Genomic DNA, 22,884 nt, shown 5'->3' on the forward strand with positions numbered 1-22,884 from the left:
GGCACCAAAATTCAGTAATTAGATCAAGGGGTTACATGATTTTACATGTAACCCTTTTTTCTTTCGTGGCGCTGTAAGCAAGTTGTGTAACCGCTGTGTAACCCGGCTCACTCAACATTAGCCTTGCAGGTTGAGTGCCCGCATCCTATTGAATGGGATGCCTAATTTGCTGTGTGGACCGCTAGAGGCGGTCACAGATTCATCAACAGCAGACAGCATGCTACGGCGCTTCCTGGACATTCCCAGGCTCTGATAGGAGCCGTTCGACCGCGCCGATAAGGCCTTGCCTCTCGTGCGCGGGGATGCGGTGCAAGCGAATGAGAATTAGGGCCATGTCATCTTCCTTGCAATAGAAGTAGCATTCAGGGACATCAAGTACTTGGGCGACTCGCTCGACCAGTGAGAAGTCCGGCACATGCTTCCCCCGTTCGTACTGGTTCATACGCGCGCTCGAAGACATCTCATCGATCCCCGCCAAGACGCCAAGTTTTTCCTGAGACAGGCCGGCCTGTAAGCGGGCCTCCTTCATTCGCTTCCCAAACAAAGACATCCATAGCCCCTAAAGGCTAAGATATTCTTAGTATTTTATTGACGTTACACTAAGGAATCCTTAGGATTGCTGGGCTAAAAATAGGAGGCAATCAATGATTCACACCCGTATTCCACCTGCATCAACCCAGGACGATCGCATCGATGATTTTTTGGCCAAGACGGAGCGCGACCTGTTCATCTTGGAGGAGGCGGCGACACGCCGGGTACTCTTTAATGGCTTGAACAAGCGGCAGCTTATGGAGGTCGTGTGGACGCTCCAGGGGCGCGACTACCGCATCGAGCGCCGCATGGGCACCGCACTCGACGACATCGGTAGGGATACGGGAGCAACTTACCAGCTCGGTGATCTTTTTGGCCTTGAGTGGGATGTCTACTTTAAGAACGGCGCAGAGCAACCGTGGCGGAAATCCCGCCTTACCGCGTTCGGGGCGAACGAGCGCGAGGCAATCCTGAATCTGTTGGACGATGGCTTTCGGCGCGCCGCGTGGGACGACTACTTCTACGTCCGACTACAAGGCGTGACCGACCTGCGCGGGATGGGCACCACGTGTTTGAACACCAGAAGCCGGCTAGGCTTCTACTAAAGAGGAAAAGAAAGTGACACTTAAAAAAATTTGGTTGGTGGTGGTTTTAGCTGGTTGCGCTTCTACGACGGGCGTGATCTCGACGGGTAGTAATCAGTATATGGTTTCGCGAGAAGACAACGGTCCGACTGCGTCGCTGGGCCATCTCAAGGCCGCGACAATGAAGGACGCAAGCGCGCACTGCGCCGGCCAAGGGAAAACCATGCAGATCCTCCGGGAGACGGATACTCCGCGCTCGCTCGGCCAGTTCCCGCAAACCACGTTGCATTTCACCTGTATTTGAGCCGGATGGCTCCTAGCAGCTCTACGGCAGACTAGTGCCATGCCGCTAGGCGCCCTATTTATTGTCGAGCTGGCAGCGCGACGTTACGATACTGGCCATGACGAGTTTCTCTACGCCCTCAGTTCACGCATGCCCCGGTTGCGGTGCCTTTTTCCTTCGTCGGCGACTTCGCAGTTTTAATTTTTTCGGTTCCCGAGACTGGTCGGACGGCGTGCCGAGCATGTGGTGGCGCCAGGAGCCGTTGGTCCGTTGCACCACTTGCGCTGCACTCTTCTGGCTGGAGGATATCGAGCCTGTCGGGATCATGCCCGAAGCCTCGCGGCCGATAGGTCGGTTTAGACGCGCGTGGCTGCGCTTGCGCGGCGACCCGCAAGGGCTGCTTCAAGGCGAAGAGGAATGGGGCAGGGCCATGGCATCCTGGGGGCAGGCGAACTACATCGGTAGCGTGAACTTTGACGATGTCATGTACGTCTTGGCCCGCTCCAAAGGGATCAGCAGGCCCCGGGTTCTCTGGCTGCGGAAGCGCATCTGGTGGGGCTTGAACGACCGCTACCGCAGCTGTCAGGATGGCTCGCCCATTCCCGATGTACCGATTTGGCCGCAGGCTTTGGAACGGTCCAACATGGAGGCTATCCTAACCATACTGCGGGACGGCGATGGGCATCCATCGGAGATGATCGAGCAAGGCGAATTGCTGCGCCAGCTTGGCCGTTTCGACGAGGCGATCGCGGTGCTGAAAGCTGTGCCGGCTGACGGACATAGCGAGGTCAGGGCAGTCAAGATCGAACGGCTCGCAAGAAGCGGCGACTCGCAGGTGCGGGAGTTACACCCTGCAACATGGTGATAGATTCGATTGCTTTCAAACTTTAAAGTCCAATTTCCATCCGAAGTTGACGATGAGTAGCTAGGTCGGTTCTCATCCAAAAACTACGCGGGCGACTACCCAGCGGCCACGTGCATCGTCCCGATCACCACGTACCCGTGAAGCCCTAATCAGCGATCCTGATTTGGTCTCTGCCAACGTCCTCCTGCACGCATGCGATAACTTGGTCCCTGACTTGGGGTGGGGCGGGCTTCCTGCTTACTCAACAAGCATTTATCTGCGTGAAGAACTCATCAATCAGCGTCGAGAACATTTATTTCATCAACGATGCAGGTGGCGCAATAACGTGCGGAAACTCTGAACTAATTTGACTAGGAGCAAGCATATACATTTGCTTTCTAAACGAAACCGTATTGTGTAGCGTGACACAATACAATACCATTGAGCCGTCTTCGAAGGCTAACATCCGTTGAGAGCGATTTATGAACATTGCTACCGAACCCCGCCACCCTGGAGAGCGCATCAAGACCGAGGTCTTCCCGGCCAAGATGACCGTAACAAAGGCCGCAGAACTTCTCGACGTCGGACGCCCCGCGCTCTCAAATCTGCTCAACGGTAAAGCGTCCCTTTCCGCCGACATGGCGACCCGGATCGAGAAGGCATTTGGATTCCCGCGCAAGGACTTGCTCGAAATGCAGGCTCAGTACGATGCTTTCAAGGCTAAGCAGAAAAGCACTCCCGCGGGCGCGAAACCGTACGTGCCACCCTTCCTGTCGATCACCGCCAACGATATTGAGGCCTGGGCCTCACAAAACATTGCGGCCAGGAGTCGGTTCGCAGTATTTCTGCGGACCCTGGTGCATTCGACGGGCATCGGGCTGACCGAAGTGGACTTCCCGGGTAACGACGATTCCCAAAGAGTCGGCTGGGATGGCCGGGTCGTTGCCGGAGAAGGAACGCCATGGGTACCCTCCGGCCGTTCTGGCTGGGAGTTCGGCACTAATGAAGACCCGAAAACGAAAGCGGACGGCGACTACAAGAAGAGCGTAGACGCCGCTGACGCGGCAGATATGGTGTCCACAGCGTTCATCTTCGTCACCCCGCGGCGGTGGCCAGGCAAGAACGCTTGGGCAAGCAAGAAAAAGGCGGAAGGGCTATGGAAGGACGTCCGCGCCTACGATTCCAGCGATCTAGAGCAGTGGGTAGAGCAATCGATACCCGGGCAGGCGTGGTTCGCCAACGAGACAAGTGTGCCAGCTCACGACGTCCGCTCTCTGGACAAGTGCTGGGCGGATTGGGCGAACGTGACCGAGCCACCGCTTCCCGGAGCGCTGTTTGCCCCTGCAATTGAGGAGGCAAAACGGAAGCTACATTCCTACCTGTCGAAACCTGCGAGCGGGCCTATCGTCATCGCGGCTGACTCCACCGGCGAAGCGTTGGCGTTCGTGGCCCAGTGTATCGGCCCGATGGGAAGCGCAGACCTGGAAACCTACCGGTATCGGACCTTGGTATTCGACAAGCCCGGCGTCCTGCCGAGGCTGGCAGGTGGGGCCAGGCCCTTCGTTCCGGTCGTGCATTCGCGCGATGTCGAGCAAGAACTGGCGCCTTTTGCACACCAGATGCATTCGGTGGTCGTGTACCCTCGAAACGGTATCAATATCGAACCCGACATCGTGCTGGAGCCCGTAAGTTTCGAAACCCTCGAATCTGCGCTGAAGGAAACAGGGAGGAATAGGGACGACATCAAGAAGCTTGCAAATGAGTCGGGTCGCTCGCTGACGGTGCTGCGGCGTCGGCTTTCCAAGCTCGAGGGAGTGAAGACGCCCCCGTGGGCGACGCAGCAGCACAGCCCCGAAAGCCTCATTGCATTTATGCTAGTCGGCGCATGGAGCTCGGTGAACGAGACCGATAAGGCCGGGCTGTCCTTGCTTTCCCGTAACCGCGATTACGAGGACCTGGAAAAGGACTGCCAGCGCCTCGTCCAGCTGAATGACGCCCCAGTCTGGTCAATCGGCACGTATCGAGGAGTGGTCTCGAAGATCGACCTGCTCTACGCCGTTGCGGGGTACGTGACGCGCGACGACCTCGTACGGTATTTCGATGTGGCCCGAATGGTGCTTGGCGAGGACGACCCGTCGCTGGATTTAGCAGACGACCAGCGGTGGACGGCCTCGATCCACGGAAAGACCCGCGAGTTTTCCAGCGCCTTCCGCCAGGGAATCGGCGAGACGCTCGTTCTGCTGGCCGTGCACGGCGTTGCGCTCTTCAAAGGCCGTCTCGGAATCGACACCGAGGAGCAAGCGGCCTTGGTCGTGCGGGACCTTCTCAAGTCGCCCTTGACGACCCGGGCGCTGGAAGCGAACGACCGCGATTTGCCGCTCTACGCGGAAGCAGCCCCGACCGAGTTCCTTTCGATAATCGAGCGTGACCTCCAGTCTGACGAGCCGGCGGTTTTCGGTCTGCTGCGTCCGGCAGGAACCGGAATTTTCGGGAGTCCTAGCCGTACCGGGCTACTTTGGGCCTTGGAAGGGCTCGCTTGGAATCCGAACACACTGCCCCGCACAGTCATGGTTCTCGCACGGCTGACCCAGATAGAGATCAACGACAACTGGGTGAACAAGCCGGGGCATTCGCTTGGCGCGATCTTCAGGGCTTGGATGCCTCAAACGGCTGCGGGCCACGACGATCGGCTTGGATTGGTCAAGACCCTCTTCCGGAAGTTCCCAGACGTCGCCTGGACGCTATGCGTCGCGCAGTTCGGCAGCCACCACGAGGTAGGCGACTATAGCCACAAACCCGCCTGGAGGCCTGATGGGTACGGGTTCGGCGAGCCGTTCGCTACTTGGGGACCGATTCTGGAATTTCGGGCCGCGATGGTCGAGCTGGCCCTAACTAGGGATGTCTACACGCTCCGGATGCTGTGCGACCTCATCGACCGACTCCATGATTTAGGGACGGCCGAGCAGGATAGAGTTTGGGCATTAATCAAGGAGTGGGCGAATACCGCCAGCGACGGCGACAAGGTTGCGATGCGCGAAAAGATCCGCATCTCCACCCTCTCGCGTCGGGCTGCCGTTAGGGCGAAGACGAGCGGGAAAGACAGTCAGGTCGCGGCAACGGCGAAAGGCATTTACGAGGCACTTGAACCTGGCAACTTGGTGGACAAGCACGCGTGGCTCTTCAAGGGCCCTTGGATCGAGGAGTCAGCCGACGAGCTTGAAGACATCAACAGCACAGACTACGAGGAACGCGACAGGCGGATCCTCGCCCAACGGGTCGACGCGCTCAAGGATATCTTCAAAGCCCAAGGGATTGACGGCCTGCTTGACCTGGCGATCCGCTGCGGCGCATCCGGGACCGTTGGAGCAATCTCTGCGGAAATGGTCTTGAACAAAACGGAGCTTCTTGGGCTTCTTTCGCATGCATTTAATAAGAGGGGCGAAGGCGGCCCAGTGGCCCGAGCATCGGATTGGCTGATACAGGGAATCCTCGGCGCCATAGCCGAGGACAGCGAGCGTGAAGCATTCCTCACGTCCGCGATATCAGAGCTTGGACCAGAAAACGCCGTACCGCTTCTTATGCTGGCACCTTTCGGAGAATCTACCTGGTTGCTTGTTGAGAGCCAAGGGACGGACGCTGAGGAGTCTTACTGGAGAAACGTTGTTCCAAGCTGGATTCGCGACTCCTCCTCCCTGGCACTGACCAAGGCCGTCGAAAAGCTCATGAAGGCGCGAAGGCCAAGGGCTGCCTTTGCCGTATCCAAAGACCAACCGAAAAAGCTGCCGGTGCGAACGCTCTTCCAACTCCTTACCGAAATGGCGCGCGACGGGGACGACAAGCCGGGCGAGTACATGCTTGAGCACTATTACGTTGAAAAGGCTTTCAAGTGCGTTGACGCTGCTACTGAGCTTTCCCTGGAGCAAAAGGCAGGGTTGGAATTTGCGTATCTCGATGTGCTGGACCGCTCATGGGACCAGAGGGCGAAATCTGGGATCCCGAACCTGGAGCGCTACATCGAAGACCATCCCGAAGTCCTAGTGCAGGCAATGGTTTGGACATACAGGCGCGCGGACGGAGCGGAAGACCCGCCGGAATTCAAGGTGGAGCCGGACAAAGCCAAGCAAATGGCCGAGCGGGGCTACAAGCTTATCTCGGCGCTCAAGCGGATTCCGGGAAGCGACGCACCCAATGATAACGACGCCGTGAAGCGGCTTGCGAAATGGGTTGCAGAGGTCCGAAAATTGTGCGCCGAACTGTCGCGAGCCGGAATTGCGGACATTGTCATTGGGGAACTGCTCGCTTCGGCACCGGTTGGCAAGGACGGCGCGTGGCCGTGCGAGACTGTTCGTGCAGTCATGGAAGACGTGCAGTCGGAATCCATGATGAGGGGCGCCCACACCGGCAAGTACAACTCCCGTGGCGCACACACGCGTGGCCCGGGCGGAGACCAAGAACGCCAGCTCGCGGACATGTACCGCAAGTGGGCTCAACAAATCAGGGCCACTTCACCGTACGTGGCCTCAGAGCTCCTTCTGAGTCTCGCAGAAACGTACGAGCGAGAGGCCTCGCGAGAGGATACCGACGCGAAACTCAGTCATCGCCTTCGATAATGTGCTTGAAAGCCGACCGCCTCCTTGCGGGCTCTATGTGCATGATAGGTTCTGAGAGTCCCTCTAAAAGTGTCTCATAACGTCATGTCGCAGAGAGAGAGAGAGCGAGTAATTCTACTAGCTCAACAAAAAATTTTGACGGTTCGACCGATCGCTTGCTTGAAAGGGGGGGGGCGACTTTCTCACCCCCCCCCCGGAGGGAGGGGCACCCTCCGACTCATCTGCGAAGCGGCTTTAAAACATTTTCCACTCCAAAGATGCTGCGCAGCGAAGTGTGCGCATATCGTTCGTACTTGTGTAGCGTAAGTGTTGATGGCCAAACGAATTGATGTGTAGGGAAGTCAGCTACGGGTAGGAGGTAAATTTGTTCGACGTACTGGTTCGCTTGGTCTGCACGAACCCATATTACAAAGTCGGCAGCAGGTTCATGAGCCAGGGTGACCTTCCAGCATGGGTGGCTTCGCTCAAATCGACACCGAGTACACAGCAGACGAACTGTGACACCGTTCAGAATGTACGTGCGTGGGCTGAGCTTTATCATGGTAGCCTTCGCCGCGGCGGCACACCGTTCAAGCTCGATCGTCATATCGCGGGTGATGCATCGCATGCGATACCGTGTGATCACATTGCGCGACGTCGAGGGCCAGCTTACCCCCGCAAGGCCAAGCGCAGAGGTAAGTCCATTGAAGCGGAAGGCGTAGGATTTTACGGCCGGGCCACCGCTCGAATTGATTAGGTCAGGAGTGACCCTGCCGTGCTCGATGAAGATAGCGCGTAGGCTATCGAGCATCTCATCGTCAGTCCAATGGCGTCTACGCCGTTGCCGCTCTTGTCGGGCCTCCTCCAGCCTATCTCGTGAGACGATCGCCTGGAACGCGTTATCGACTTTTACCCAGTTCGCTGGAGTGTTCGACCGTTTTGAACTCTTCAAACGCTGGGTGCTGCGATTAAATACAAGTGTGCCTGCGTACTTGTCATTCGTAAGGACCTGTTTAACATGGAACGGTGACCAGGGCCGGCCAAACTCGTTCGCTGTCCCCTCGTCATTCAAGCGCCGAGCGATGCCAGTGTCGGACAGCCGTTCAATCAAATACATGTCGTAGATGCGGTTGATTACTTCGACTTCGTTCTTCGGTCCAAGCGTGTATGTGACGTGGTCAGTAGGCATGTTCTTGCGCTCACCTGGGCCAAGTACACTTTTCGCTTCCCCTGAAGCAGAGACCGAAATGCGCCTCAACCCGTAGCCGGCTGTACCTCCTTGCTTAAATCCTGCCTCTGTAAGCCGACACTGTGCTCGGAATACCTTAGCGGATAGCTCCCGGCTGTACTCGGCCGCCATCGCTCGTTTGAGGCCCTTGAGCACGGCGGCCAGTGGCGATCCATCGTTCTCGAACGGTTCGGCGCAGTAGGCAACTGCAATGCCAGCGCGGCGGCAGGCATACTCGTAGTATGCGCTTTCATCAACGTCTTGGAAGCGACCCCAGCGGCTAATGTCATAGACCAAGACTGTGCTGAACTCGGCACGCTCTGACTGAATGTCGGTCAGGAGTTTCAGCAATCCCACACGGCCATCAAGAGTCAGTCCGCTTCGCCCTTGGTCCCGATATATTTTGATGACTTCTAGGCCGTGTTGGGCCGCGTGCTCTCTTAAAGCCGCTTCCTGATGCGCCGTGGAGTAGGTTTGATGCTCAGTCGACGCCCGGACATAGAGCGCGGCCCTATTTGTCTCGCGTCTTAGCATTTGACCGCCTGACGAATGACAGTCGGGTTGCCGAAAATCGAGTCGATTGTCGCGAATCGTAGCGCGGCGTAGCGATCAAGGTTTGACGCTTTGAGATACATAGGTCCGTCTGCCAAGTCTGCGGACGAGATCAGGAAGTAGTCAGTGATTTCACCATGCGTCGGGTCCATTCGCCCGGCGATGACGAAGTCGACCTCAGGCTTTAAGCTAATCTTCCAACTCCGCAAACCACGTCGGGGAGTCCGAGGTACAGCTACCTCAATTTGTACACGTATGTCTCCATTGAGTACTACCTTGAATGGCGTTGAGGTGGGTTCGATGTTACCCCCTGCAGCCTGTATAAGTGCCTCGACCTGCGCTAGGAGGCGATGTCGCATGACCGACAACTTCGCCTTTGTTTCGACGAACGCATACGTCAGTGAGCGCGGCAGGGCGGCTGCTGTGTACGCCTTCACCAGTGAGCCAAACGACCGCACAAAGAGTTGCGGGTCTGGCATTGCTGAGTCCGCTGCAATCACCTTCGCGTTGACCTTTCCGTGCCGTCGATAGCAATCCTGTAGGAGGGCAAGCAGCTCAGGGCGAGTGTATCGGCGCAGTCGGCGAGCGTGCTCTGCCTGAACTCGCTCAAAGAAATCAAGCGGAATGATTGGCTCGACCGCATTAGGATTTACGACCCAGTCAGAGCGAGCGTTGCGCACGCGCCGATTAGACAGCTTCGATGAGCGCCTGTTATAAGCAAGAGCACCGCAGTATTTAATATTGGATAGCACAGAGTGCACCATGGCCTGCGTCCAAGGCCGTCCGAACTCACTTGGCACCTGCTCGCTCGTCAACAACCTGACGATGGCTGCTTCGCTGAGTTGATCGTTCAAGTAGCACGAATAAATTCTGCGCACCGTGGCGACTTCTTCATCAGGACCATGAATAAGAATCACCCGATCCGTAGCTGAGATTTTAGCTTCACCATATTCGAGTACTGCCCTTGGTTCGCCGCTGGCTTTGATGGCCAGACGGCGTAGGCCATACCCAGCATGGCCACCCTGCTTAAAACCCATTTCAATGAACCGGCACTGAGCAGTGAACACCTTCTCGGACAGCTCGCGACTGTACTCAGCGGCCATCACCCGCTTCATGCTTTTCAAGAGAGAATCGTAAGGGCCTCCATTGCCTGAGAACTGCTCGCCGCAGTAGACGACCTCGATACCTGCCCGCCGGCAGGTATGCTCGTGATAGGCCGCCTCATCAATATCCTGGAATCGCCCCCAGCGACTGATGTCGTACACGAGGATACGACTGAAGTCAGGTTGGACAGATTGGACATCACTCATTAGTGCACGCAGGCCAGCTCGACGCTTGATGTCAAGACCGCTTTTGCCATCGTCCGCGTACTCGCGGATGATAGCGATGCCATGGTTGCAGGCATATTCCTGGATTTTCGCGCGCTGGTGGTCTGTCGAATAGTCCTGACTCTCCGTCGACATTCTGACGTACATCACAGCGCGGTCCTTGACCTCGTGCATCATATTCGTCCCCAACGTTGAGCCAGCTCAATATGAACAATGGCCGTTGAGAGACTATATAAGAACAACCACAGCGCACGAGTGAACTATGAGTCCTTTAGTGTTGGCAACCGCCGTCGAGCTGTCACGGCTTCACGGGGTTCGATATGCTGCCGCCTACTTACATGAAAGTGGCGTCAGCATCCAGGTGGCCATAGATTTGCTTACACGCTTGCCAGCGAAGTTACCGGACGTGGGGTCACAACTGTCAGGACAGTGGAGCGTGAGACACCGAATTGTTTCGCCAGGGAGCTAATACTCTGCTTCCTAGCATGACCCTCCACTATCGCTCGGCGCTGCTCTTGCGTCAGCTTAGAGGGCCGTCCTAGGGACTTACCTTCCGCCTTGGCCCTAGCTAGTCCAGCTTGAGTACGCTCGACAATCAGATCGCGCTCCATCTCAGCCACAGCCGCCAACATGGCAAGCATGAGCTTCCCGGCAGGCGATGTCAGGTCGAGCTTCCCGAGCTGGAGCACGACGACCTCAACGCCAAGAGCGGCTAGTGTCTTAATGGTTGTAAGGACGTCTGGGGCATCGCGGCCAAGACGGTCTAGCTTCGCCACTACGACCGTGTCCTTCTTTCTCAATTTCGCCTGCATGGCGCTGAACTGTGCTCGCTGCGATGCGTGCGCTTTGCCGCTTACTGTGTCAGCGAACCAGTACTCAACTGCATACCCCGCGCGTTCAATCTCAAGCCGCTGGTTGTCCGCTGTTTGTTCTGCTGTTGATACTCGCCCATACCCAAACACCGCCATCGCCGCCTCCAAAGTGTTGAAAAACCTCATCAATATATATCAACATGTTGATAAAGACAAAGGCTATTTTTCTAACATTCGCTAAGGGACGAGCAACAGGGTGTTAGAAAACGGTCGTTTTTGACTTTATATCTAGAACGTCAGAGAACCAGATTGGGGATACAATACTTCGGTAGCCGATACTGCCACCTATGGAAAGAAAATGACACAAGAGCACTTGGAATTTGATGTTGAATTAGATGAGCCGGCAGAACATCAGGTTAATCGTGACCTCCTGAATCAGGCTGTCCTGTATGGGACAGATTGGACTGTTGAGACCGCGATTTCGCAGCTCCGGCAGGAAAATATCTTCTTGCAGCCGACATTTCAGCGTCGAGATGCTTGGCGTAAGCTGAACAAAAGCCGTCTTATAGAATCAATTCTGCTAGGGCTGCCAATTCCTCAAATCGTCCTTGCCGAGAGGCAGGATGAGCGTGGTAAGTTTATCGTGCTGGACGGTAAGCAGCGTCTGTTAACATTGTTGCAATTCTATGGTGCTGCTGCCGGAAGCCCGAATAATGGATTTGCCCTGACAGGGATGGAAATCCTTAAAGAATTTGAAAATTTGACGTTTGCCGAGCTGCCCCCGGAAGCTCAACGACAGTTCATGAACTATGCAGTTCGGAGCTCTGTCATCCGTAATTGGCCCGACTCAGCTTTCTTGGAGATCGTCTTCATTCGGCTAAACGAGGGAAGCGTGAAGCTTTCCCCGCAGGAGTTGCGCCAAGCCATTGCAACCGGCCCGTTTACAGAGTATTTGGAGGGAGCTTCTGCGGGGTCCCAAGCAATTAAATGTTTGCTCGGCTTGACTGAGCCTGATTTTCGAATGCGTGACGCAGAGTTGCTGCTGCGTCTAGTGGCCTTTAAGATGTGGCCTGCTCGCTATCGAGGAAACATGAAAGAGTTCCTTGATACCGCGACACGGGAGTTAAACGCTGCTTGGGATGTACATCAAGCGCGCGTTATCCAGGTTGTAGCAGACATCGAGGCCGCGATAGAATTTGGGATCGCCGCGTTCGGTGTCAAGACATTCGGTCGCAAATGGCTGGGCGACAGATTTGAGCGACCATTGAATCGCGCTGTAATTGATGTGCAGGTCGCCTATCTTCAGGATGCTGCGGTACGTGCAATGCTGACGGGGCGCGAGCCTGAACTTGTTCAGGAATTTCAGCGCGTCTCAGGTGACCCGGAGTTTGCTCGATCTGTTGAGTCAACGACGAAGAGTCTCGCGGCAACAAACGCTCGCTTCCAGTTGTGGGGGGCAGCGATGTCTCAATTGACCGGTGGAGTTGTTCAGCCACTCGTGATTGGCTGAGAGGTGCCGACTTGAATCAGCCGGTTCCTGCCGAGTCACCAGCATTCTCGCAATTCATACAAAGCGTATCTCAGCTAAAAATCGCATTCTTACCTGCAGCGCAAAAGACAACTTACTCGGATAGCGAAGTTGTTGCTGCGAAGGCATTTTTAGTTTTTGCTCATGCGGAATTGGAAGACTATTTGGAGCAAGCCTGTCGCATGAAAGCGAACAAGGCGTTGTCCGAACTCCAGACTAATGGGCTAACTGGAATCACCGCATTGAGCTTAATGGCATACTGCGGTGTGGCGACTTCTAGACCAACGGAAATTGCGAAATATCAGCAGACACATAAGAACTTGGCTAGAGACTTCGCAACGTTTGCTTCGCCTTCAACAAGAGCATTACTCAGCAGCCTCAAGACTGCAGTCGGTGTTCACTCGGAGCTTTGCCGCAAGAACAACGGCATCAAGGAAGCGAACTTGTTGCCTATGGTAGTCCCCTTGGGGCTAGATCCGTTGAAAATCGAAACGAGCTGGTTACTGGAGCTAAATAGTTTTGGGGTCGACCGAGGTGCTCATGCGCATCGCGGCCTGGCCAGCGTTAAACGAATCGACGACCCGTACGGTGCATCGAAGCAGTTGGATCGTATTATTGATGGCCCGCCTGGGAGCGCACCGGCAGCCGGCTCGTCAATTCAAGTCCACTCGCTACGATCCTTGGACGCATACCTGCGAAGCTAGCCTCTGCCCTTGTCCCTTCTTGCGTTTGGCACGCATGCGGAGGGGCTCCGGGGCTAGGACCGAGGTAGGGACTAACCTGCATCCCGGCGATTCAGCCAAGCGTGCACAGCTTGGTGATGGGTGCTGCTTAAGCGGGACAAACGCACTAGTAGTCGCCTGTGTCGACTGCGCCACTTGTAAGGTTGGCGTCCTACCACGGCCTTGCCTGGTTCGGCGCCCATCTGGGACAGCAACTTTGAGCGCGTAATGCGCGCACGATCTGCGGCGGTCGCGGCAACGTTCGTCCTATACCGAAGCCTGTGGCAGTGCCGGCACGCCAACTCACCTGCACGGTAGTACAACGACTGAAAATTCCCCTCGTGCGCGCGTGGACACTTTAGGAGGGGACGTACACGATCGTTTAGGCACTGAACGGGCACAATGTCCACGATCCACGTGCGACCGCCGAGGAAGACCGCGAGGCGGCTCTCAGCAAGCACAGCAATGGTCCGCACGTCCCCGTCGTCCAAGACGAGTCTGGATGATTGTGTGGCCTTCGCGGCCCGAATCAGCTTCGGCAGGTTCACCTCGAATGCATTTTCGAGGACCGGCACTCTTGGCGCCTTTGCTCTTTTAATTTCGGGTACCTAAAAGAAAAGCAAACCGGGCACATGCATGCGCGGTTCATGGTTGGGGTAGGGATCGGGGCGGGAACTCCAGCGCGTCTGTAATTGGCCCCAGGGATGCAGCTAGAATATCGGACGAAAAATAATTCGTCTGCCTGACCCAGGCGGCTGGCCGCTGCTGCGCCCCGAGTTCGATCCATTGGCGGCCAGCACAGGCGTCCGCAACTGCGTGTGTACGAAGCCGAGGGAGCACTGCCTGCACCACTGCATCGCTTGACCCATTGATGCTGCATGCGGAGCGCGCCTTCACGCGCCCCACCGAGGAGGTGCGCGAGCAACTGGCTGGGGTGATACGTTGCAATCAAAAGCAAAAGCCGCTTGCGGTCTATAAGGTAGGCCACATGCGGCTTTCGGGTAAATAGTATATAAAAGGATTCCCCTTTTCCTTACATATCCCCCTCTTGTCCGGTCCCATGCCGCGCCAGAGAGGATACTGCTTTTATTGCTCTTATTGCCGTTATTGCTTTTCGTCCGGTTGGTCGATGAACTCAGATGCGATGTAGGCCGCGCGCGTCTTACCTTTCCCGCTAGGCGACTTCGTATCGTAGCGGCGGATGTCGCGGTCTGATTCGAGATTCTCGAACACACTGCGGCGCATGCGGGTGTCTGCCCCTTTGAACTTCGCGGACTTCCTTGCCAGCTCGAAGACGGTCAGGCCACGGCGGCCGGCCTTCAGGATCAGATTGGCGACGTCGTTGCACAGGGCTGCGAATGGGGAGTCGGCGATGTTATCGGCCATTCGGCTGATCGCCCGGTCAGCCCAGAAGGTCACGTAGTCAATCGCCCATTGCGCGTGCTCGGCGCCGATTACGTTCGCCTCGCAGGAGTGAGCGACGATCAGTGAGACGCGCATGGCGATCTCCCGCACTCGGCTGTACATCTCGGCCATGCCGTGCATTTCCAGCTCGTCCATGCGCTCGATGCAGCGCAGCTCCAATTCTGTGAACAAACGTCGCGCCTCGCCCGAAAAATCCAAAATGCCCGGAAGCGCCACATCGCTGTGCGCCATGTCGATGACATCCGCCAAATCCCCGCCGCCCGTGACGCGGCACTCGCGGACCCAGCGAACCAGATCGTCGGGGATCTTGACTTGATCGACAAAGCGGGCCGGCTGGCGCCCCAGATCGGATTCAACGACGATAAGGCGGTTCAGAAAGCCATCCGTCAACGCTCCCGATCCTACGGCCTCGTAGAAAGGCGTGGGCGTGGTCATACCCAGCACCGTCAGTGCCGGATTCTCCACATGGCGTGGTCCCAACCCGTCACGTTGCGCCTGGGTCAGGGTGGCGGTAGAGAAAGCCTTGGGCTGGAGCGTGCCTCCGCAGCGGCCGAACACCTCCATGAGGCGTTTGCGCGCCGTACCGCCATTGGTATTATTCTTCGCGTTGGCGGTCTTCAGCATGTAGCCAAATTCATCAATGATAGCGATGTGGGTGGGATACGCGCGCAGCATCGAGTCAATAGCGCTGTCGGACGTGTATTCGGACGCCGGGGACATGGCGGAGAACTTGGCGGCACGCAGAGCGCGCTCGATGGCGGTCTTCGCATGCTCCTTGCCAGCGCCCGATACTCCGATGTTAAGGAAGAACAGCGACGGCCAGTTGTCATTGGTGGTGCGGAACTTGCGCCCCATGGCGACGCTGCCGAGCGCCAGCGCCGCCTGCACGGCGAACATGGGCTGCGGCTTCATGGCCGTGGCGTTGGTCCAGTCAACCATCAGGCCAAGCTTGCCGGGGATGTTCAGCAGGTGGGAGGGGATATCGCATACGGGCTTTGCGGGCATGTGAACTTCATCGGGCACGGCGACGGGATTTGCCGCCGTGCCGTACTCCGGTTCGGCGACACGCATGCGGTTCAGGCTGTCCAGCAGCTTGCTGATGTCCACATCCTTGATGCGTTCCTCCTCGGCCATTATGCGGACCGTCTCGTACGTGATGCCGCGGCCCGGCTTGAGGCTGTTCCATGCCTTGGCCACAGCACCGGCATCATATTTCTCCGGGCAGGTCCGGCTCCACTCGTCGGCAATATCGAACATCTCCTTGGACTGGTTGCGAGAGTGCAGGCCCATCAGCACCTTCAGCCATGTGTCCCGGCTGCACGCGGCGGAGATCACGGCCAGGTCGTATTTGACGCAAGCGAGCTCGTAGGGCAGCAGTGGTTCGGCGTTGGCCGCGATCTCTTCTCCCGACTTAGTCACCTTTGCGGACTTGCTGAAGTGGTCCGACACCCACTGCGGGAGGTCTGCCATCACCTGGCCCTCGAACAGGTCGCTGGAAGCTTCCATCTCGTAGCGGCGGCCAGATGAGTGGACAGAACCGGGACCGACTACGTAGCCGTTGACCTTCAGATCGATGTTCTTCCCCAATTTATCCGTGAAGCTGAGCGAGCTGTCGGCCAGGAAGTAATAGTGGCTGCCGCCCGCGCCGGTCAGCACCTCGACGGTTTCCGGGAGGTGGCCGTGGACCTTCTCCAGCTCTTCCAGAGCTTCTGCGCCGCCGACCTTATAGCGGTCCACGTCCACCACTACGGCCATTTTGTCGGTATTGCCGATCGCTTGGCCCAAGCGCACGCCGTAGTTCAGGTCAGGTTCGTATTTGAACCACATGTTGATAAAGGCCGGATTTTTGGTCGCGTCTTTGAAGGGGTTCGTACGGCGTGGATGTTTGCCGGCATGGGGGCAAGCAGCGTTGCCGCAGGTGCACTTGCCATTTTTCATTCCGTGCAGCGGGAACACAGTATGACCCAGCGATGCCATGAGGAGTGCCTGTGCGTGGGCTGGCGAGACGGTTGCAGAGGTATCGTAGGGATTGCAGTTAAGCGTCGCTACGGACGCTGAGTCAGTGGGCATGCCACCCATGCCGGCCTCAAAGGCATCGGCCTTGACCTGGGTAATGAAGTGCTCAGCGGTCGAGACAGCATTGCTGGCAGGCTCGTCGCTTGCCGGGCAGGCGATGGTGGCGGATGGCGGCGCCAGTTCGGCGACTTGCGCATCGTCCGGGTCTTTAAATTTGAGGGTTGAGTTCATTGGATCGAAGATGATGACGCGGGCAGCATAGCGCGCGTCGAGGTGGAGAAACGGGTTACCGCTAATAGGCGCTCAGGTTCTCGATGCGGATCTTGTCCAAGTCCGCCAAGTAGTAGGTGCAGACCCCGTCCTTGGTAACGTAAGCTACTTTGGGCATGTCCTCCCACGGGATGTTGCAGAACGCCATGGCGACTTTGTAATCAACCACCGTCAAGGGATGGAATTGAGGGTAGTTGGGCATCGGGATGGTCGCCGGAGCAAACGACTTGAGGTGGCCGCTCAGCCATTCCGGATTGTTTTTGATCAGCGTCAGCTCGTCCAGCGAGTATCGGCGCCGGTTCATGTAGCATTGACCGAAGATGTCGCGGTGGAATGCATTGAAATGGTTGAACGCCGGTTCGGTGAGGTTCAGGAACCAAGCGGCGTGTTGCACATCAACGATGGGCATGGAGGCCAGCAAGAGGCGTTTGTCAGTCAGCGGCGCAGCGTTCAGGGTGCGAATCTGGTGACCCACCGGCACCTGAGTCATGGCCAAGTTGCATTGCAGTTCATCGTCATCACCCGCGTTCCAAGCGTCCATCCGGTGGCGCAGCGCATTATTGAGTCGGGCCTGGGGGATGGTGGAGGGAGTCGCGTCGAACAGCAATTTCACCTTTGCGTCCAACGCGCGCAGCGGTTTGTAGTGAGCCATCAGCAGGGTTTTCGCGGCCAGGCTCGCGAGCAACTGCTGGGTCAAATAGGAGGAAAATGCGGTCATCATGTCTTTCTGAGAATTTACTCATGGGGCAGTAGAGGGCGGGGCAGCGGATTCGGGGTAATTGCCGAACCAAATGCCGGTATTGCGCGGGATTTAGTTGCTGATGGTGCGCTCCGCGATGAAGGCATCGACCTCGTGGGTGTGCCAGCCAGTCACGCAGGGACCGAGTTTCAAAGGCTTGGGGAATTTGCCGTCGCGCACCCAGCGCCAGATAGTGGCCGGGCTGACCGGCAGGATGCCGGGTTTCTTAGGCGTGCTCGCAAGTTCTGCGATGCGAATGATACGAGGGGACATCTGATACTCCGGTTTAACGTCACATAACGCAACCGAAGTATTCCAATTTCAGCCGGCTAAATCACCGACGAAAGGTGTCACAGTTTTTTGTTGCTCACCATGCGCTCAAGGTCACGAATGCTACGCGGGTGGAGCTTTGCCAGTGCTTCGAGCGCGGCCTTCACGGTCCGAAACTGTGGACGGATTTGTTTGTAGTCCGCGCGGACCATAAACCGCTCCAGCTTGACTTCCGTCTCCACCAGCCAGCCGGTCTTTGCCAAACGATCCATAGCGTCAAGCAGCACCTGAGCCGCACGCTCGCTCGAGATGATAATGTGATCTTCCGGGTCGTCCTCGGGGTTAAAGCAAAACGTACCGGACTCGCTACGGATGGGCGGCCCGTATGCTTTCAGCAAATCCTTAGCTGCATCGCGAGCCTCTTGCGAAGCTGTACCTCGTCGGCCCGGTGCGTGCGGCGTGCGATCGTGGCTCTCGTTCGGAAGCCGGCCGCTCTCGGCAAAGTACTCCCATGCGTCTAATAGCGCGGGGGCGGAAGCCACGTTAACCATGCTCGGTCCATAGGCCTCGACGAGTTTCGCCGCGCTAGATCGTGCTTTTTGTGACGCCTTACGGCCCTTCTTTGGGGAATGCGCCATTCGCTAGTCCTTCAAAATGTTGGTAGATACTTCAGCCGACAGGTTAGTCTCGCCACGAAGCGCGTCCAGGTAATCCGCCCAGCGCTGCATCATTGTGCGACGGGCGGGCAGATGGGCAGTGCGGTTATACGCCCGTCCGTTGGCATCCTTGACGGTATGCGCCAGTTGATGCTCGATGTAGTCCACGCGCTCTTCAAGTACCTCGTCGAGGATGGTGCGTGCCATGGCACGGAAGCCATGGCCGGTCATGACATCTTTGCCGAAGCCGAGACCGCGCAATGCTGCATTGATCGTGTTCTCGCTCATGCAGCGGTCTCCGGTGCGGATACTCGGAAAGACATACTTGCCGTCGCCCGTCATCAGGTGCACGGCGCGCAGGATGTCGACGGCCTGTGTGGCCAAGGGGACGATGTGATCGTTCCGCATCTTCATCTTGTGCCCAGGGATGCGCCACTCGGCGGCGTGCAGATCGATCTCGATCCATTCGGCGCTCCGTAGCTCACCAGGGCGGACGAACACCAGCGGCGCCAGCTTGAGCGCGGCAGCAGCATAGGGGTGGCCGCTATAGCCATGGATCGCCTTGAGCAGCTTGGCTACCTCGTGGGGTTCTGTAATCGCTGCGAAGTGGTTCGCCTTCACCGATGCCAGTGCGCCTTTGAGATCGGCCGTAACATCGCGCTCCGCCAAACCAGTGGCCACCGCGAAGCGAAACACCTGCCCGCATAGCGATTTGACGCGATGCGCGGATTCATTTGCGCCGCGCGCCTCGATCCTTTGGACCGCGACCAGCACATCGCGCGGCTTGATGGTGGAAATGGGCAGCGATCCGATGGCAGGGAAGAGGTCCTTGGATAGCCAGTTCTGGACCTTCTCCTGCGTCGTCGCGGCGCGTTCGGACTTGGTCTTCTCGAGCCAGCGACGCGCCACTGCCTCGAACGTGTGTTCGCCGGCGATCAGTTTGGCATTCTTGGCATCGCGCTTGGCGACACCCGGATCGATGCCGTCCGCAAGCAGTTCGCGCGCCTCTTGGCGTCGTGCGCGCGCCTTAGCGAGACTGACGTCGGGGTAGACCCCCAAGGCCAGCGTCTTGCGCTTCCCGAGGAAGCGGTAGTCGAAGCGCCAGTATTTGCCGGCGGCGTTGACGAGCAAGTACATGCCTTGCCCATCACTGTGTTTGTCTCCGCCAGGTTTAGTTTGTTTAACCTGTCGGATAAAGGTATCCGTTAAGCTCATGCTCTCTCTCATCGTGACGGTATGTGTTCATCGGTATTTGGAGATACCGCCAAAAATGACGGTATCTGCGTGCGATGGGCCGAAGCCTGATGAGATGAAGAGAGACAACAAAAAACCCGCTCTCCATAGGGAGGGTGCGGGTTTTAAGATGAGATAAGACGGTGTAATTCATGGGTTTGGTGCCTCCGGCCGGAATCGAACCGGCACGCCTTTCGGCGCTTGATTTTGAGTCAAGTGCGTCTACCAATTCCGCCACAGAGGCCCAATAGCAGGCGCGCATCTTAGCACATGGCGCACACAACTGACCAGTGTGCGAAAGAAATTGGCACAACGCGGCTTCAACTCACCCCTGCGCACGCAGCCAAGCCAGTCCCGGCGCAGCCGCTCAGCGCGCGATCCGATGCTGCAACAGCCGCAAGCTCCCCACCGGCCCGACGATCTCCAGCACGTGCTCGCGCACCGCCACATTGATCGCGCCTTCTTGCCCGCGCAGCCAGGGGCGCGGACGGAAGTAGCGGATGCTGGTGCTGTCGGTCGCGGTACGCCGGTAGCCCAGCGCGCCGAGCGCTTCGTCGAGCGTGCTGATCATGTAGTGGGCATCGAAGCGGGTGCGCATCTCGAAGCGGCCAGGCCCGAGCATGTACACCGGCAGCAAGCCGCCCACGATGGCCGGCAGCACCAGGTAGGGCAGCGGCGTGTCGGGGTCGATCACGTGCAGCGCCAGCACCAGCAACGGCAGCCCGCCCAGCAGGGTCAGCGCCCAGGGCAGGGACTGGCGCCAGGTGTCGATGCGCCGTAGAAATCCGGGTCGCTCCCGGACGCGTACGATCTCTGAAAACGTCACACTCTTCATGGTGATCTCTCCCTCACAGCATCTTGTGCAACGGTCCATGTTGACGCCTCAATTTATAGTGACGCAACACCCCATTCAGCCCGGTAATTGATCTGCATCGACTCGCCCATTGTGACGAGCGGCCCCCGGCCGGTGCTTGACTCCGCGCAAACACGCATCCTTTGCAAACAGGTTCTCATATTGGCAACACATGCCGCGCACAGGTGAAGTTCGTTGCCTGCAAGCTCCTTAAAACGAACAAGCCGCACGGTGTGCGGCTTGTCGAGGTGCATGTTTTACTGCGTGCGGCGGAACAATCTGAAGCGCTCATCGCGGTCCGAGGCGCGCCGGCCTTCCCACAGCGGGATCGTGTTGCGCACGCCCCATTTGCGCAGCAGCGCGCGGTCGTTGCGGCTGCGCAGGCTGTCCTGCAGCAGTACGTAGTCGCACTTGCCGCCGGCCAGGGTGACGAAGGGCAGGCGTCCGTAATAGGCCAGCGAGGCGCGCTGGGCCGGGCCGACATTGGTCTCGATGCAGTCGGTGTCGGCCGGCAGGCGCGCCGCGATCTGCTGGGCCACACCGGCGTAGCTCTTGCCGTAGTTCAGGTCGGGCAGGAACAAGGTCATCAACAGCACCCACAGCAGGATCAGGCCGCCGGACGACAGCACCACCGCGCGCCACAGCACCGCCGGCTGGCGCGACAGGCGCCAGTGCACCAGCATCACCCAGCCGACGCTGGCGGCGGCCGCCACAGTGAAGGTGACGATGCCGATTTCGGGCGTGAAGCCGGGCACCAGCTTGAGCGCGTTCTTCGCCAGCTGGGCCGGCCAGCCGGTCAGCTTGGCGATCCAGAACAGCCAGATGGTGGCGCCCAGCATGGTCAGCACCATCACCGAGAACCAGTCGATGGCGTTGATCGCGCCGCGCTTCATGGTCGGCAGGCCGAAGGCGGCCATCAGGGCCAGCGGCGGCAGCATCTTGAGGAAGTCGCTGTTCTCGGGCACCGGGTCGCACAGCAGTTGCAGCACCAGGGCCAGGAAGAAGAACACCGGCAGCACGATGTGCAGCATCTGCTGCTGGCGGCGCCAGGCCCAGACCGCCCAGATGGCGAAGGGCCAGGCCGGCCAGAAGAACCAGACGCCGATGCGGAAGAAGGTCTTCACCGCCACCCAACCGGGCAGGCCGAACTGCTCGGCGTTCCAGGCCAGCCAGTCGGCCACCGGCGGCAGGCCATACGGCTGCACGACGACGGCGGGCAGGATCCACACCAGGGTCAGGCCGAAGCCGACGCCGGCCGCCACCAGCAGGTGGCGCAGCGCCTGGCCGGCGGGCATGTCGAGGTAGCGGGTGCAGGCGAACAGGGCGACGATCAGCACCAGCGGCGGCAGGAAGCCCTGGGTCAGGGTCAGGGCGCCCAGGGCGACGCCGACCAGCACCGCATTGCGGGTGCTGGTGTGCTCGACGTAGCGCACGGCGCGGTACAGGAAATAGGCCAGCAGCGCGCCCTGCAGGGTCGCAGCCAGGGTCAGGTGGCTTTGCAGCAGCAGGCCCAGGCTGCCGAGGTAGATCAGGACGGCGGTGTCGCCCAGCGTGCGGCCATAGTCGTCGGGCTCGGGCTGGCCGCCGAAGGCCAGGCGCAGCGGCTGCGCCTCGGCGCGCCGGCCAAGGTGGAAGGCGGTGTACCACAGCGACATCGTGCCCAGCACGAAGATGCCGATGGTCGAGACGCGCGCGGCCAGCACGTCGCCCAGGATCCAGCCGAACAGCTTGATGCAGATGGCGCCCAGCCAGAAGGCCAGCGGGCCCTCGTCGACGCTGGCCAGGCCGGCGATGTTCGGGTACAGCCAGTCATCCAGGCCGCCGTGCGCCATGGTCCACATGATGCCGAAGCTGCCCGCGTCTTCCTTCCACAAATCGCGGCCGATGATGCCGGGCAGGATGTACAGCATGCCCAGCGCAAGCAGGGCCCAGCGGGGCAGCGCCAGGGTGGCGGCGGCGGGGAGACGGACTGGTTTCATCGGCGAATCTGATGGATAAATAACTGCGTAGTATAGCTGCGAAAAAAAAGAAGCCGCTGAGGCGGCTTCTTTCGCGAAGCCCGAAGGCTTCGAAGATTCTACTGCGGCAATTAGCCGTTGGCGACCGAGGTCTTCGAGCCGACCGAACCGAACTTCTGGCGGAACTTCTCGACGCGGCCAGCGGTGTCGACGATCTTGTGCTTGCCGGTGAAGAACGGGTGCGATTCAGCGGACACCTCGATCTTGACCAGTGGGTATTCTTTACCTTCGTGGGTGATCGTTTCGCGGGTGTTGATGGTCGAACGGGTCACGAATTTGAAGTCGCACGACAGGTCGTGGAAGACGACTTCGCGGTAATCTGGATGGGTATCGGTCTTCATGGTTCTGCTTTCTATTGAGTTGGTAGCCAAACAGCACTTCGTCGGTCGAACAGCTTCTTGAC

Annotated in this window: 18 protein-coding genes and 1 tRNA gene; 6 read left to right on the plus strand and 13 right to left on the minus strand. The window is 58.3% G+C overall.

The window, feature by feature from the left end:
- Positions 1 to 220: 220 nt before the first annotated feature.
- A complete protein-coding gene (locus LO55_RS09610) occupies positions 221 to 529 on the minus strand; it encodes a helix-turn-helix domain-containing protein (RefSeq protein ID WP_229410117.1) in 309 nt (102 codons plus the stop codon).
- A 115-nt stretch (positions 530 to 644) separates the two neighbouring features.
- Between LO55_RS09610 and LO55_RS09615 the strand changes: the two genes are divergently transcribed.
- From LO55_RS09615 to LO55_RS09625, 4 genes are all read left to right on the plus strand, one after another.
- On the plus strand, positions 645 to 1,136 hold the full coding sequence (locus LO55_RS09615) for a hypothetical protein (protein ID WP_071361288.1): 492 nt from the start codon (positions 645 to 647) through the stop codon (positions 1,134 to 1,136).
- Positions 1,137 to 1,149: 13 nt separating this feature from the next.
- On the plus strand, positions 1,150 to 1,419 hold the full coding sequence (locus LO55_RS26290; RefSeq protein WP_143054488.1) for a hypothetical protein: 270 nt from the start codon (positions 1,150 to 1,152) through the stop codon (positions 1,417 to 1,419).
- Positions 1,420 to 1,516: 97 nt separating this feature from the next.
- Complete coding sequence (locus tag LO55_RS09620; RefSeq protein ID WP_143054489.1) at positions 1,517 to 2,263, plus strand: hypothetical protein; 747 nt, start codon at positions 1,517 to 1,519, stop codon at positions 2,261 to 2,263.
- A gap of 461 nt (positions 2,264 to 2,724) precedes the next feature.
- A complete protein-coding gene (locus LO55_RS09625) occupies positions 2,725 to 6,852 on the plus strand; it encodes a HigA family addiction module antitoxin (RefSeq protein WP_083415280.1) in 4,128 nt (1,375 codons plus the stop codon).
- A 217-nt stretch (positions 6,853 to 7,069) separates the two neighbouring features.
- Here LO55_RS09625 and LO55_RS25800 read toward each other — a convergent pair whose 3' ends face one another.
- The 3 genes from LO55_RS25800 to LO55_RS09635 form a co-directional block, all read right to left on the minus strand.
- The gene (locus LO55_RS25800; RefSeq protein ID WP_083415281.1) at positions 7,070 to 8,593 is read right to left on the minus strand and encodes a recombinase family protein; all 1,524 of its coding nucleotides are present in this window, start codon (positions 8,591 to 8,593) and stop codon (positions 7,070 to 7,072) included.
- Positions 8,587 to 10,116, minus strand: coding sequence for a recombinase family protein (locus tag LO55_RS09630; protein WP_071361290.1), 1,530 nt, complete (start codon positions 10,114 to 10,116; stop codon positions 8,587 to 8,589). The genes LO55_RS25800 and LO55_RS09630 overlap by 7 nt, the downstream gene beginning before the upstream one ends.
- Positions 10,117 to 10,316: 200 nt before the next feature.
- On the minus strand, positions 10,317 to 10,937 hold the full coding sequence (locus LO55_RS09635) for a recombinase family protein (protein ID WP_229410118.1): 621 nt from the start codon (positions 10,935 to 10,937) through the stop codon (positions 10,317 to 10,319).
- 172 nt (positions 10,938 to 11,109) lie between these two features.
- Between LO55_RS09635 and LO55_RS09640 the strand changes: the two genes are divergently transcribed.
- Together LO55_RS09640 and LO55_RS26295 are read left to right on the plus strand one after the other, a co-directional pair.
- Positions 11,110 to 12,261, plus strand: coding sequence for a DUF262 domain-containing protein (locus LO55_RS09640; protein WP_071361291.1), 1,152 nt, complete (start codon positions 11,110 to 11,112; stop codon positions 12,259 to 12,261).
- A gap of 11 nt (positions 12,262 to 12,272) precedes the next feature.
- A complete protein-coding gene (locus LO55_RS26295; RefSeq protein WP_143054490.1) occupies positions 12,273 to 12,983 on the plus strand; it encodes a hypothetical protein in 711 nt (236 codons plus the stop codon).
- A gap of 1,122 nt (positions 12,984 to 14,105) precedes the next feature.
- Here LO55_RS26295 and LO55_RS09645 read toward each other — a convergent pair.
- The 9 genes from LO55_RS09645 to LO55_RS09680 form a co-directional block, all read right to left on the minus strand.
- Positions 14,106 to 16,673 (minus strand): bifunctional DNA primase/polymerase, encoded by a 2,568-nt coding sequence (locus tag LO55_RS09645; protein ID WP_071361292.1) that lies wholly within the window; start codon positions 16,671 to 16,673, stop codon positions 14,106 to 14,108.
- 61 nt (positions 16,674 to 16,734) lie between these two features.
- The gene (locus LO55_RS09650) at positions 16,735 to 17,433 is read right to left on the minus strand and encodes a hypothetical protein (RefSeq protein ID WP_071361293.1); all 699 of its coding nucleotides are present in this window, start codon (positions 17,431 to 17,433) and stop codon (positions 16,735 to 16,737) included.
- A gap of 90 nt (positions 17,434 to 17,523) precedes the next feature.
- Positions 17,524 to 17,724, minus strand: coding sequence for a helix-turn-helix transcriptional regulator (locus LO55_RS25805; RefSeq protein ID WP_083415282.1), 201 nt, complete (start codon positions 17,722 to 17,724; stop codon positions 17,524 to 17,526).
- A 77-nt stretch (positions 17,725 to 17,801) separates the two neighbouring features.
- Complete coding sequence (locus LO55_RS09655) at positions 17,802 to 18,359, minus strand: hypothetical protein (protein WP_143054491.1); 558 nt, start codon at positions 18,357 to 18,359, stop codon at positions 17,802 to 17,804.
- Between the two features lie 3 nt (positions 18,360 to 18,362).
- A complete protein-coding gene (locus LO55_RS09660) occupies positions 18,363 to 19,592 on the minus strand; it encodes a tyrosine-type recombinase/integrase (RefSeq protein WP_071363743.1) in 1,230 nt (409 codons plus the stop codon).
- 177 nt (positions 19,593 to 19,769) lie between these two features.
- A tRNA-Leu gene (locus tag LO55_RS09665) sits at positions 19,770 to 19,854 on the minus strand.
- Between the two features lie 123 nt (positions 19,855 to 19,977).
- Positions 19,978 to 20,445 carry a hypothetical protein gene (locus LO55_RS09670; RefSeq protein ID WP_071361295.1) on the minus strand — a complete coding sequence of 156 codons (468 nt, stop codon included), beginning with the start codon at positions 20,443 to 20,445 and terminating at the stop codon, positions 19,978 to 19,980.
- Positions 20,446 to 20,720: 275 nt separating this feature from the next.
- Positions 20,721 to 22,442, minus strand: coding sequence for an ArnT family glycosyltransferase (locus LO55_RS09675; RefSeq protein ID WP_071361296.1), 1,722 nt, complete (start codon positions 22,440 to 22,442; stop codon positions 20,721 to 20,723).
- Between the two features lie 110 nt (positions 22,443 to 22,552).
- Positions 22,553 to 22,822 carry a type B 50S ribosomal protein L31 gene (locus LO55_RS09680; RefSeq protein WP_005665079.1) on the minus strand — a complete coding sequence of 90 codons (270 nt, stop codon included), beginning with the start codon at positions 22,820 to 22,822 and terminating at the stop codon, positions 22,553 to 22,555.
- Between the last annotated feature and the right edge of the window lie 62 nt (positions 22,823 to 22,884).

Source organism: Massilia timonae (assembly GCF_001866515.1).
Taxonomy (GTDB): domain Bacteria; phylum Pseudomonadota; class Gammaproteobacteria; order Burkholderiales; family Burkholderiaceae_D; genus Telluria; species Telluria timonae.

Coding starts and splice junctions, on each gene's coding strand:
- LO55_RS09610 (WP_229410117.1), bottom strand. CDS start 529: ATGAAGGAGGCCCGCTTACAGGCCGGCCTGTCTCAGGAAAAACTTGGC.
- LO55_RS09615 (WP_071361288.1), top strand. CDS start 645: ATGATTCACACCCGTATTCCACCTGCATCAACCCAGGACGATCGCATC.
- LO55_RS09620 (WP_143054489.1), top strand. CDS start 1,517: ATGACGAGTTTCTCTACGCCCTCAGTTCACGCATGCCCCGGTTGCGGT.
- LO55_RS09625 (WP_083415280.1), top strand. CDS start 2,725: ATGAACATTGCTACCGAACCCCGCCACCCTGGAGAGCGCATCAAGACC.
- LO55_RS25800 (WP_083415281.1), bottom strand. CDS start 8,593: ATGCTAAGACGCGAGACAAATAGGGCCGCGCTCTATGTCCGGGCGTCG.
- LO55_RS09630 (WP_071361290.1), bottom strand. CDS start 10,116: ATGATGCACGAGGTCAAGGACCGCGCTGTGATGTACGTCAGAATGTCG.
- LO55_RS09635 (WP_229410118.1), bottom strand. CDS start 10,937: ATGAGGTTTTTCAACACTTTGGAGGCGGCGATGGCGGTGTTTGGGTAT.
- LO55_RS09640 (WP_071361291.1), top strand. CDS start 11,110: ATGACACAAGAGCACTTGGAATTTGATGTTGAATTAGATGAGCCGGCA.
- LO55_RS09645 (WP_071361292.1), bottom strand. CDS start 16,673: ATGAACTCAACCCTCAAATTTAAAGACCCGGACGATGCGCAAGTCGCC.
- LO55_RS09650 (WP_071361293.1), bottom strand. CDS start 17,433: ATGATGACCGCATTTTCCTCCTATTTGACCCAGCAGTTGCTCGCGAGC.
- LO55_RS25805 (WP_083415282.1), bottom strand. CDS start 17,724: ATGTCCCCTCGTATCATTCGCATCGCAGAACTTGCGAGCACGCCTAAG.
- LO55_RS09655 (WP_143054491.1), bottom strand. CDS start 18,359: ATGGCGCATTCCCCAAAGAAGGGCCGTAAGGCGTCACAAAAAGCACGA.
- LO55_RS09660 (WP_071363743.1), bottom strand. CDS start 19,592: ATGAGCTTAACGGATACCTTTATCCGACAGGTTAAACAAACTAAACCT.
- LO55_RS09670 (WP_071361295.1), bottom strand. CDS start 20,445: ATGAAGAGTGTGACGTTTTCAGAGATCGTACGCGTCCGGGAGCGACCC.
- LO55_RS09675 (WP_071361296.1), bottom strand. CDS start 22,442: ATGAAACCAGTCCGTCTCCCCGCCGCCGCCACCCTGGCGCTGCCCCGC.
- LO55_RS09680 (WP_005665079.1), bottom strand. CDS start 22,822: ATGAAGACCGATACCCATCCAGATTACCGCGAAGTCGTCTTCCACGAC.